This window comes from Streptomyces sp. NBC_01410 (assembly GCF_045040195.1).
Taxonomy (GTDB): Bacteria; Actinomycetota; Actinomycetes; order Streptomycetales; family Streptomycetaceae; genus Streptomyces.
This window is the reverse complement of sequence record NZ_CP109530.1, coordinates 978,716-989,482: the sequence shown is the minus strand read 5'-3', so window position 1 is coordinate 989,482 and position 10,767 is coordinate 978,716. Positions and strand designations below refer to the sequence as shown.

The 10,767-nt window shown below is 69.0% G+C and carries 9 protein-coding genes and 2 pseudogenes; 8 read left to right on the top strand and 3 right to left on the bottom strand.

The features are described from left to right. The first annotated feature begins 307 nt into the window (after positions 1-307). The 4 genes from gap (at position 308) to pflA (ending at position 5,774) form a co-directional block, all read left to right on the top strand. Complete coding sequence (gap, locus tag OG741_RS04570) at positions 308-1,336, top strand: type I glyceraldehyde-3-phosphate dehydrogenase (protein WP_405595372.1); 1,029 nt, start codon at positions 308-310, stop codon at positions 1,334-1,336. A gap of 252 nt (positions 1,337-1,588) precedes the next feature. Then, positions 1,589-2,788, top strand: a complete 1,200-nt coding sequence (locus OG741_RS04565; protein ID WP_405595370.1) for an Acg family FMN-binding oxidoreductase — start codon at positions 1,589-1,591, stop codon at positions 2,786-2,788. Continuing rightward, positions 2,788-5,049, top strand: coding sequence for a formate C-acetyltransferase (pflB, locus tag OG741_RS04560; protein WP_405595368.1), 2,262 nt, complete (start codon positions 2,788-2,790; stop codon positions 5,047-5,049). Before OG741_RS04565 ends, pflB begins: the two co-directional genes overlap by 1 nt. Continuing rightward, complete coding sequence (pflA, locus tag OG741_RS04555) at positions 5,040-5,774, top strand: pyruvate formate-lyase-activating protein (protein WP_405605387.1); 735 nt, start codon at positions 5,040-5,042, stop codon at positions 5,772-5,774. Before pflB ends, pflA begins: the two co-directional genes overlap by 10 nt. A gap of 211 nt (positions 5,775-5,985) precedes the next feature. On the opposite strand, the pseudogene OG741_RS04550 reads toward pflA, so the two are convergent. From OG741_RS04550 to OG741_RS04540, 3 genes and pseudogenes are all read right to left on the bottom strand, one after another. Next, positions 5,986-6,526 (bottom strand): annotated as a pseudogene (locus tag OG741_RS04550) (GNAT family N-acetyltransferase). Between the two features lie 355 nt (positions 6,527-6,881). Next, positions 6,882-7,163, bottom strand: coding sequence for a hypothetical protein (locus tag OG741_RS04545; protein WP_405595366.1), 282 nt, complete (start codon positions 7,161-7,163; stop codon positions 6,882-6,884). Further along, positions 7,163-7,420, bottom strand: coding sequence for a hypothetical protein (locus tag OG741_RS04540; RefSeq protein WP_405595364.1), 258 nt, complete (start codon positions 7,418-7,420; stop codon positions 7,163-7,165). The genes OG741_RS04545 and OG741_RS04540 overlap by 1 nt, the downstream gene beginning before the upstream one ends. Positions 7,421-7,494: 74 nt before the next feature. On the opposite strand from OG741_RS04540, the pseudogene OG741_RS04535 reads away from it, so the two are divergent. From OG741_RS04535 to OG741_RS04520, 4 genes and pseudogenes are all read left to right on the top strand, one after another. Continuing rightward, positions 7,495-7,797 (top strand): annotated as a pseudogene (locus OG741_RS04535) (helix-turn-helix domain-containing protein); the annotation flags it as partial. Positions 7,798-7,992: 195 nt separating this feature from the next. Continuing rightward, positions 7,993-8,838, top strand: a complete 846-nt coding sequence (locus tag OG741_RS04530) for a DNA-binding protein (RefSeq protein ID WP_405605385.1) — start codon at positions 7,993-7,995, stop codon at positions 8,836-8,838. 17 nt (positions 8,839-8,855) lie between these two features. Further along, entirely contained in the window at positions 8,856-9,332 is a 477-nt protein-coding gene (locus tag OG741_RS04525) for a hypothetical protein (RefSeq protein WP_405595362.1), read from the top strand. Between the two features lie 394 nt (positions 9,333-9,726). After that, on the top strand, positions 9,727-10,653 hold the full coding sequence (locus OG741_RS04520) for a universal stress protein (RefSeq protein ID WP_405595360.1): 927 nt from the start codon (positions 9,727-9,729) through the stop codon (positions 10,651-10,653). The last annotated feature ends 114 nt before the right edge of the window (positions 10,654-10,767 follow it).

Genomic DNA, 10,767 nt, shown 5'->3' with positions numbered 1-10,767 from the left:
GCCGAGCGCGGGCAGCCAGGTCCGGTTGCGGAAGGGGCCCGGGGGCGCGACGCTTCGACGCCGCGCCCGGTCACGTAACTCGCCCTGGAGAAATGGCGCTTGGCCCCCGTCACCTGCTGTCGCGTGCCGTGGTCTCGGGGAGAGCGGCCCCATCGCGAGGGGCGTTGGGCCGGCGGTTGTGGCGCGCACGGCTTCGGGATGCTGGGCCGAGTGTCCCTGGCCCGGCCCCGTACGGCCCATGCCCAACCCTGTCCCGCGTCCGCAGTCTGGCTTCGCACACCGGATACCGATCGGGAGGACAGCGGACATGAGCGTGCGCGTAGGCATCAACGGCTTCGGCCGCATCGGGCGCAACTACCTGCGTTGCGTGCTGGAGCGCGCGGAGACCGGGACCGGCACGCCGATCGAGGTGGTGGCCGTCAACGACATCACATCGCCGGCAGCGCTGTCCCATCTGCTGGAGTACGACTCGACATACGGCCGGCTGCGCCGCACGGTCGAGCACGACGACACGTCCCTCACCGTGGACGGACATCGCATCGCGGTGACGGCCGAGCGCGATCCCGCCGCCCTGGCCTGGGGTGCACTCGGTGTGGACGTGGTCATCGAGTCGACCGGTCGCTTCCGCACCCGCGTGGACGCCGGACTGCACCTGCGAGCGGGCGCGCGCAAGGTGCTGTTGTCCGTCCCGGGGAAGGGCGTCGACGCCACCGTCGTCATGGGTGTCAACGAGGGTGCCTACGACCCGGAGCAGAACCACGTGATCTCCAACGCTTCGTGCACGACCAACTGCGTGGCGCCGATGGCGAAAGTGCTGGACGAGTACTTCGGTATCGCCAAGGGTCTGATGACCACCATCCACGGCTACACCAACGACCAGGTGGTGCTGGACGGCCCGCACAAGGACCCGCGCCGGGGTCGCACCGCCGCGGTGAACATCATCCCGACCAGCACCGGAGCGGCCCGGGCGGTCGGCCTCGTACTGCCGGAGCTGGCGGGCAGGCTGGACGGTATCGCCGTACGCGTACCGGTCGAGGACGGCTCGCTGACCGATCTGACCGTGGTCCTCGACCGGCCCGTGACCGCGGACGAGGTCAACACCGCCTTCCGCGAGGCCGCCGACGGGCCGCTGAAGGGAATACTGCGGGTGTCCGACGCCCCGATCGTGTCCCGCGATGTCGTCGGTGACCCGGCCTCGTGCGTCCTGGACGCCCCGCTGACCCAGGCGCACGGCGACCTGGTGAAGGTCTTCGGCTGGTACGACAACGAATGGGGCTACACCAACCGGCTCCTCGACCTCACCGAGTACGTGGCAGCCCGGCTCCCGCAGAGGTGAAAGCAGCACCCGTGCGCGGCGCGTGGCCGCCGGCCCCGACATGGAAACGGGCCGGCTGCTACTCGCTGCCGCCCGGTACCAGTCGGCCTGCCCGCACCTTGGCAGAGGGCCGTTGAGCCTGGTCCGCATCGAGCGTCTCTCTGGCCCGCCCGGACCCGGCCGAGGGACCACCGGCCCCTCACGGCACCGCGCCGGAGCGGTCAGGATCGCAGGACGGGACGCCTGTCCCAGCCGGTCCAGGAGGTGGACATCATGGACTCCGCGACTCTTGACGCATCGACCTTGGAAGCCTGTATTTCGGCCGCGGTAGCGGCGCCGTCGATCTACAACACCCAGCCTTGGCGCTACCGCCTGGATCCCGACACGGTCACCTTCCAGGTACGTGCCGCTCCGGAACGGGGCCTGCGCCAGGCGGATCCCACGGGCCGCGCCCTCCACCTCTCGGTGGGTGCGTCCGTTTTCAACCTCCGTGTCGCGGTGGCCCACTTCGGCTGGTCACCCGTCACGCGCCTGCTCCCCAGCCCCGGGGACTCCGGGCTGCTGGCCACCGTCCGCCTCACCGGGGCCGCCTCCCGCCGGCCGACAGGACATCGGGCCGACCTGTACGCGGCGATCTGGCGCAGGCACAGCAGCCGGTTCCCCGTCTCCGGGAAGCCGCTTCCCTCTCACGTACACATCGAACTCGCCGAAGCCGCACGCATGGAGGGGGGTCTGCTCAGCTTCCCGTCGCCCGACGAAACGGCTCGTGTACTCGGCCTTGCGCAGGAGGCCGAACACCGCAACAGGAACGACCCCGACCGCGGTGCGGAGAGCCGTCGGTGGGTACAGCGGGACGGGCACGAGCCCGCAGATCTGGGGATCCCGCAGACAGGACTCGGCCCGCAGGACGCACACGAACGGCTCGCCATGCGTGACTTCACCGCACAGCGGCATCCGGAGCGGCTCCTTGCCCAGCCCTTCGAGCCCGACCCGGTCATCGCGGTGCTGACCACCGAACATGATCGCCGCAGCGACTGGTTGCGGGCAGGGCAGGCCCTGGAACACGTGCTGCTGGTCGCGACGGCCCAGGGCCTGCGCGCGTCTCCGCTGCATCAGCCGATGGAATGGCCCGACCTGCGGCGGTCGCTGAGCCCGATGCCTGGTCACAACGGGCACGCCCAGATGCTGGTGCGCCTGGGATACGGCCCGGCAGGCCCGGCCACCCCGCGACGTGCCGTGGACAGGGTGCTCGACACCGGGCTGCCGGATCGACAGGGGGCTGAGTGGCGGCCGACCGCACTCGGCGCCCCTGCGGTGACCGGGGCCGAACGTCCCTACGCCAACGGGCCGGACGGCGCGCGGACGGGCTCCCGCCGGCCCTGCCCCGTGCCGTGCGTGGGCGGCCACCATCGTGAGTGGAGCGGCTTGCGGGACGTCCGCGGGCAGCGTCGTAAGACGATGCGGAGGCAGTGATGACGGTGGCAACCCGCGCAAACGTGGAAGCGCCCGCCGCGGCCTGGCACGGCTTTGCCGGACAGCGCTGGCGCGACGAGATCGAAGTACGCGACTTCATCCAGGCCAACTACACGCCCTACGAGGGCGATTCGGGGTTTCTGGCCGGCCCGACCGAGCGCACTCGCTCGGTCTGGGACAAGGTCAGCGCCCTGTTCCCGGAGGAGCGCCGACGCGGGATCCTCGACGTGGACGCCGCCACCCCGTCCACCATCACCTCGCACCGGCCGGGTTTCATCGACCGGGAGCGTGAGCTGATCGTCGGGCTGCAGACCGATGCCCCGCTGAAGCGGGCGATCATGCCAAATGGCGGGCTGCGCATGGTGGAGAACGGGCTGCGCGCGTACGGGTATGAGCCCGACCCGTTCGTGACGAGGGTCTTCGGCGCCTACCGCAAGACCCACAACGACGGCGTCTTCGATGCGTACACGCCTGAGATGCGCGCCGCCCGCAAGGCCGGCATCATTACCGGCCTTCCCGACTCCTACGGCCGCGGCCGGATCATCGGCGACTACCGTCGGGTCGCGCTGTACGGCACCGCCCGCCTGATCGAGGCCAAGCGCGCCGAGCGACGCCTGCTGGATGCCGAGCCCTCCAGCCCGGACGTCATCCGTGACCGTGAGGAGCTGGCGGAACAGCTCCGGGCGCTGGGCGAGTTGACGGACATGGCCGCCTCCTACGGGTGCGACGTCACCCGCCCCGCCGGCACCGCCCGCGAGGCCGGGCAATGGCTGTATCTCGGCTTCCTCGCCGCGGTGAAGGAACAGAACGGCGCCGCGATGTCGCTCGGCCGTACCTCCACCTTCCTGGATGTCTACCTCCAGCGGGACCTGGACGAAGGCGCGATCGACGAGACCCGCGCCCAAGAACTGATCGACGACTTCGTGATCAAACTGAGGATCGTACGGTTCCTGCGGACCCCGGAGTACGACGCGCTGTTCTCCGGCGATCCCACCTGGGTGACCGAGTCCATCGGCGGCATTGGCGAGGACGGCCGCCCGCTGGTCACCCGCACCTCGTTCCGCTTCCTGCAGACCCTGTACAACCTCGGCCCGGCCCCGGAGCCCAACCTCACTGTGCTGTGGTCGCCCCAACTGCCCGAGGATTTCAAGCGGTTCTGCGCCCAGGTCTCCATCGACACGAGCTCGATCCAGTACGAGTCCGATGAGCTGATGCGCCCGTGCACCGGCGACGACACTGCGATCGCCTGCTGCGTCTCGGCGATGGCGGTCGGCAAGCAGATGCAGTTCTTCGGTGCCCGCGTCAATCTCGCCAAGGCCCTGCTGTACGCGATCAACGGCGGCCGGGACGAGATGACCGGCGAGCAGACGGCGCCCGAAACGCCTCCGCTCAGCAGCGAGTATCTCGAGTACGAGGAGCTGGCAGCCGCGTATGACAAGACGCTGGACTGGCTCGCCGCCACCTACGTGAACGCACTCGACGTCATCCACTACATGCACGACAAGTACGCCTACGAACGCATCGAGATGGCGCTGCACGACCACCCGGTCCACCGCTACATGGCCTGCGGCATCGCAGGACTCTCGGTCGCCGCCGACAGCCTGTCCGCGGTCAAGCACGCCCGCGTCAAGGTGATCCGGGACGACACCGGGCTGGCCGTGGACTACGAGGTCGAGGGCGATTACCCGGCTTACGGCAACAACGACGAGCGCGCCGACACCATCGCCGTCGGCCTGGTCCGGAGCTTCATGGAGAAGGTGCGCCGCCACCCCACGTACCGCAATGCGGAGCACACGCAGTCGGTGCTGACCATCACGTCCAACGTGGTGTACGGCAAGCACACCGGCAACACGCCCGACGGGCGCCGCGCCGGCCTGCCCTTCGCGCCCGGCGCCAATCCGATGAACGGCCGGGACCTCCGCGGCGTCGCCGCGTCCGCGCTCTCCGTCGCCAAGCTCCCCTACGAGCAGGCCCGCGACGGCATCTCGCTGACCACGACGATCACCCCCGAGGGCCTGGGCCACGACCCGGCCGAGCGCGCCGGCAACCTCGTCGGCATCCTCGACGGTTATATGACGGCAGGCGGCTTCCACATGAACGTCAACGTCCTGGACCGGGCGACGCTGCGGGACGCCATGGAGCACCCGGAGAAGTACCCGGACCTGACCATCCGCGTCTCCGGATACGCCGTCAACTTCGTCCGCCTGACCCGCGAGCAGCAGCTCGACGTCCTCAATCGCACCTTCCACGGATCACTGTGAACACCGGCCGTGTCCACTCCTGGGACTTGTCCACCGGCGTGGACGGTCCGGGGACCCGGTTCGTGCTCTTCGTCAGCGGCTGCCCACTGCGCTGTCTGTACTGCGCCAACCCGGACACCTGGCACCTGCGCGACGGGAAGCCGACCACCGTCGACGAGGTGATGGCAGAGATCGACAAGTACCGCGCCTTCGTCACCACCGCCGGGGGAGGGGTGACGATCACCGGCGGCGAGCCGCTCCTCCAGTCGGCCTTCACCGCCGAGATCTTCCGCCGCTGCAAGGAAGCCGGTCTGCACACCGCCCTGGACACGTCCGGCTTCCTCGGCGCCCGTGCCGACGACGCGCTGCTCGCCGACGCCGACCTGGTGCTCCTCGACATCAAGTCCTTCGACATCGGCACCTACCGGAAGCTGACCGGCGGCGAACTCGCTCCCACCCTCAGCTTCGCCACCCGCCTGGACCGGCTCGGCGTCCCGGTGTGGATCCGCTATGTCCTGGTCCCGGGCTGGACCGACGACGAGAGCGCCGTCGACGCACTCGGCGCCTTTCTGGCAGGGCTGCGCAATGTCGAACGGGTCGAGGTCCTGCCGTTCCACAAGCTCGGCACCCACAAGTACGACGCCCTCGGGATCCCTGTCCCGCTGCGCGACACTCCCGTGCCCGACCTTGCACTGACCGAGCGAGTGCGCGAGCAGTTCCGGGAGCACGGTCTGCGTTCGTTCTGACCAATCGTGCACCACGAGCACAGATGAGAAGCTGTGTCTGAGCCGCGCATGACAAGTTGAATGGTGCTTAGGTGCAGGTCATGGGCCTACCAAGCTCGCTCTCGCGGATTCGACTGGCTTCGGTGTAGAGCTGCTCCAGAACGGGTTCCTGAGGTGACTGGCTGCCAGGGGGAGTCCTCAGCAGCAGTGCGAGGGTCGGTACCCGGCTGGGTCAGACGCGCGCCCGTACGTGCACGTGACCGGCAAGAGGGTAGGTGGGCGGTGCCGCGGGCAGGAGCGTGGTTAGTTCGTACCTTCTGCGCGACGTGGCATGAGGCTGTGTTGTCCACTTGGTGCAGGAGGTCAAGGCGCGTCAGTCCGTCACCGGGGAAGGCGGTGACGGCCCAGTCCGTCAGCACCTGCAGTGCCCGGGGTGCCACTCCCCGGCCGCGCGCATGCGCCGCGCTCCATTAGCCGACCTCGGCGGACGAAGCGCCCGGGGTGACTTTCTTGAGGATTACCTTACCTGTCAACTGTCCCTCAATGCCCGCAGTTTGGGATTCCACGATGGCGAATCCAAAGCGGTTTCCCGTCTCCCATCCCTGTTGCTGGTCCTGAATCCACGGTGCCGCGCTCGCCTCGTCGTTCACGGCTCAGCTCGTCCAGCGGCGCAGGGCGTCATCCCGATACAGCTCAACCAGGTTGGCAGCGTCTGCCGGGCTCCAGGGACGCAGTATGAGAGCGGGGGCTGACGGTGTGGCGTCTGCCTCCAGTCGTGCCGCGAGGCGGCCTCGACGAGGAGGGTGGATCTGGCCTTCGGCAGCAGATGCCGACTGGTACGGCAGGTACGCCTTCTGCCGCACCCTCGGCTCTTACAAGCCTCATTTCTGGGCAGCTGAGCGGTGGGAGCACGTCAGGGACTTCGTCGAATTGAGTGTCTGGTCAAGGTTGTATGGAAGTAGTGTCTTGTGGCTTGAAGGATGCTCGCGACGCGGCTGCGACCCCCGCTCCGGCGTGGCTGTGCTCACGGGATCGATGCTCATGGACGGCTCGGGTCGCTGTAGATCGCCAGCGGGACGACTATCGCCACTACAAGCACGATCATCAGCACCATGGCTAATCGCTGCCTCACGGCCGAGCACCCCGGCTCTCTGACTCCTGGTAGGGGTTGCCGGGCGCCGGGTCCACCCGCCAGAAGCACTCCGTCATCGCGCTAAACTGACGATGCGTCGGATGCAGACCCGTGTGCTTGAGCGTCCATACCTCCACCGGCAACCGCTCGCCGTCCGTGGGCTGTGCCTCAGCGCCGCAGGTGACACAGGTCGCCGAGAAGATCGCCTGAGGTGCACCCTCGGCCGACTCGGCGCTCAGCGTCCACTCGGCGGCCGTGATGATCGTGTGCGGAACCATCAGAACCCCCGGCTCTGGCTACGCCTGTTGGTTTCAGCCACCCGCGCGCTCAGTGCCTCATCTGCACTCGCCGCGCGGATGTTCTGCGGCTCTACGTCCCACTCGCGGCCACCTTCTAAGGGGCGCAGCTGGACCCTCGGCCCGACATGCCCCATCACCCGACCGACCTTGTTCCGCCGAGTGTCGACAGCCAGCGTGCCGATCTCCAGCACGGCAGGAGTCCCGCTTTCCGACCCGTCTGCTCTCGTCCCAGCCATGGTCACCACCTCGTGGTCTCGCGTCTCGTACCGCCAAGACCAAAGCGTGATCGCTGTGTTCTGGGCCACACTTGATGCGCGCAGCGCATACGCGCATGCACCAAGCGCATTCGGATGCGAAGTGGCGCGGCCGGGGACCTACCGTCCGGAGAGGTGAGTCGATGAACTGGTCCAAGCAGGCCATCCGGGACGCGTCACGCGAGAGCGACTACGGGCGCGTCATTCAGCTTGCCCGTAGGGAACGTGGCCTCACGCAGCGCCAGTTAGGCCAGGCGTGCGGCCTTACTCAGTCCGCAGTCTCACGGCTCGAAGGCCGGGCAGCGGGCTCGTACAACATGAGCATTCTGGCGAGCGCCGCCGCCTACCTGGGTCTTCCCCCTCGTCTCGTCGGCCTTGCCGACGGAACGGCGGCATCAGCCGCAGATGGAAGAGACCCAGTGGAACGCCGAGAATTTCTGGCAGGAGCCGTTGCAGCAGCAGCGACGCCCGCCCTTGCAGCCATTCCGATACCCGAGCGCCAGGAGGCCGGCCAGGCCGCCACGCTCAGACTTGCCACGACAGCGTTCCGGCGCATGGACGGATCGACCCCGTCACGGCAGCTGTCCGAGGTGGTCTTCGCCCATCTGCGGCTGGTCCAAGCCGTTGCAGCGGAGGCACCGGACGAAGACCAGCGCGTCAGGCTCGCGGCCGTGGGCAGCGAGGCTGCGAGTCTGGCCGGGTGGTTGAGCTGGGACATGGGCGACCACGGTTCGGCCCGCACCTGGTACGGATCGGCCATCAAGGCGGCTCGTCGCTCGGGGAACCGGCTGCTCGCCGCGTACCAGATCGGCAGTCTGGCTCAGATGGAGGCAGATGCCGGCAACGCTGCTCAGGGGCTGAACCTGACGCGGTCCGCTCGACGGCAACTCGGTACGACCGCTCCGGCCGTCGCTGACGCATGGCTCTGCACGGTGGAAGCCCTCGCGCATGCGGCAGCCGGGGATGAGCGGTCGACGGATCAGGCCCTGGTGCGCAGCAGGAAGGCAGCGGCACTCATCACGGCGGAGGAGCAGCCACCGTGGCCGTGGGTCTTCACCTTCAACGAGACCAAGATTGCTGCCTGCCGGGTGACGTGCGGTGCGCGCCTCGGCCTGCCGACGTGGGTGTTTGGCAGGCACGACGGAGAGGCGACCGCGATGCCGTCAGCGCACGCCAAGCAGCACGCGCTGCTGCAACTCGACCTCGCGGCAGGGCACCAGGCCGCTGGACGACTGGAGGCGGCCTACGTCCTCGCGACACAGGCGGTCGAATCCGGGCTCCGCTACCGGTCCGGGCGGGTCGTCGAGCGGGCCCGGGTCTTCCGGCGTGCGTACACCAGCAGTACGCCGCCCAAGGTGGTGCGGACATTCGACGACCGGTTGCACGGCGTGTACCTGTGAAGGCGAGAGGAGACGGAATGAGGGTTGGAATCACCGGGCATCGCGGTCTGTCTACGGAGGTCGAGGAGCGCGTGAAGCAGGCGATCAGGGAGGCCGTGAGCGGCTATCCCGCCGCCGACCTCGTCGGGATCTCGTGCATCGCTGATGGGCCCGACGCCTGGTTCGCGCAGGCTGTACTGCACCACGGTGGCGCTCTCGAAGTCGTCGTTCCCGCCGAGAAGTACCGGGAGTCCCTGCCCGAGTGGCATCACGCGGTGTACGACGACCTCATGCACCAGGCCGCCCAGGTCCATGAGACCGGGCTGACGGAGTCCGACTCCAACGCCCACATGGCAGGCAGTGAAATCCTGGTCGGCCTGGCGGATGTCCTCCTTGCCGTATGGGACGGCCAGCCCGCACGCGGCTACGGCGGCACCGCCGACGTGGTGAACTACGCCGAGCGGACCGGGGTGCCGGTGCGGGTCGTCTGGCCGCAGGGTGCGACTCGTGCTTGATCGGCCGAGCGCACCACTCCAGTGCACACCGCATACGTGGGTGGTGTGGGAAATGAGAAGGTCAATCAACTAGCCCGCAGGGTACGGGTAAGTCGTATGCCTTCGCCGAGGCGGAACGCCGCGGCGCGGGGCTGCGCATTCTGCACGCCTGGACCCATCGGCATCTGATGCCCGGACGGCCAGCCCCCGGTGCGACCGCGCCGCGTGCCGGGACGAGGTCGGCCGACGCCTCCTGTTGTCCAGCCCAAGCCCAACCAGCCAGTGAGGCGAGGCCGTTCGGCCCCAACTGTGTGGCCTCCTGGGCCCGGGACGAGGACCCGCCCACAGGGGGAAAGTGGAACCAACTTCCGGGTGCCGGCTGCGCCACCCCTACTCCACTCGGAGGAAGTAGCTCATGTCTCGTACTGTCATCGCTGGACTGGACGGTTCCGCCGAGTCGCTGGCCGCCGCCGAGTGGGCCGCCCGCGAGGCGCGGCTGCGCGGGCTGCCGTTGAAACTTCTGCACGCCCTGGAGGACTGGGCGCCCGACTACGGCTCTGCGCCGCTGATCGGGACCATCGCCGCGCCGGTTGCGTGCTCGCCCAAGTACTGGGCCGAGCGCATCCCGCGTGAGGTGTCCGAGGGGCTGCGCGAGCGCCACCCCGGCCTGGAGATCAGCACCGAACAGGCAGCCGGACGGCCCGTCGAGGTCCTTCAAGCCGCCGCGAAGGAGGCCGAGGTGCTGGTGCTGGGCTCCCGGGGCCTGAGCACCTTGACCGGCTTCCTCATCGGGTCCGTGTCGATGTCTGTGCTCGCCCATGCCGAGCGGCCGGTCGTCCTCGTACGGGCGGGCGAGCGGGCCGAGGACGAGCACCTGCCCACCCCCGGCGGGAGCGGGCAGCAGCGGCACGCGTATCGCGATGTGGTGCTCGGCCTGGACATCGCCCGGCCGTGCGAAGAGGTGATCGAATACGCATTCGGCGCCGCCGCCGCGCGAGGAGCCGACCTGCGCATCGTGCACGGCTGGAGCCTGCCGCCCGTCTTCGGCTACGACCCGGCCGCCATCGACCCGGTCCACAACTCCGAACTGGCCACGCGCGAATCGGCTGCGCTCACCGACGTGCTGGGGCCCTGGCGGAGCAAGTTCCCCGGTGTCCGGGTCGAGGAGCAGTGCGTGGTGGGCCGGGCAGCCGATCACCTCGCCGATGCCTCGACCGATGCCTCACTCGTGGTCATCGGGCGTCGCAGGCGCCGTGCCGCGGCCGGCGCCCACCTGGGACCTGTCGCCCATGCCGTGCTGCACCACGCCATCGCACCCGTGGCGGTCGTGTCGCACGAGTGACCCGGCGCGTCCGGTGCTCCAGCACCCGCCCCACCTCAACGGGAGTTCTCCCGCCCGTTTGACCGCGGACAGTATCGTCTCCAGTGACGGGGTTGGTGCGGGGGGCCTGGAGGA

What these genes read in the sequence shown, in the direction of transcription:
- gap (WP_405595372.1), top strand. Translation starts at nt 308, where the DNA reads ATGAGCGTGCGCGTAGGCATCAACGGCTTCGGCCGCATCGGGCGCAAC.
- OG741_RS04565 (WP_405595370.1), top strand. Translation starts at nt 1,589, where the DNA reads ATGGACTCCGCGACTCTTGACGCATCGACCTTGGAAGCCTGTATTTCG.
- pflB (WP_405595368.1), top strand. Translation starts at nt 2,788, where the DNA reads ATGACGGTGGCAACCCGCGCAAACGTGGAAGCGCCCGCCGCGGCCTGG.
- OG741_RS04545 (WP_405595366.1), bottom strand. Translation starts at nt 7,163, where the DNA reads ATGGTTCCGCACACGATCATCACGGCCGCCGAGTGGACGCTGAGCGCC.
- OG741_RS04540 (WP_405595364.1), bottom strand. Translation starts at nt 7,420, where the DNA reads ATGGCTGGGACGAGAGCAGACGGGTCGGAAAGCGGGACTCCTGCCGTG.
- OG741_RS04530 (WP_405605385.1), top strand. Translation starts at nt 7,993, where the DNA reads ATGGACGGATCGACCCCGTCACGGCAGCTGTCCGAGGTGGTCTTCGCC.
- OG741_RS04525 (WP_405595362.1), top strand. Translation starts at nt 8,856, where the DNA reads ATGAGGGTTGGAATCACCGGGCATCGCGGTCTGTCTACGGAGGTCGAG.
- OG741_RS04520 (WP_405595360.1), top strand. Translation starts at nt 9,727, where the DNA reads ATGTCTCGTACTGTCATCGCTGGACTGGACGGTTCCGCCGAGTCGCTG.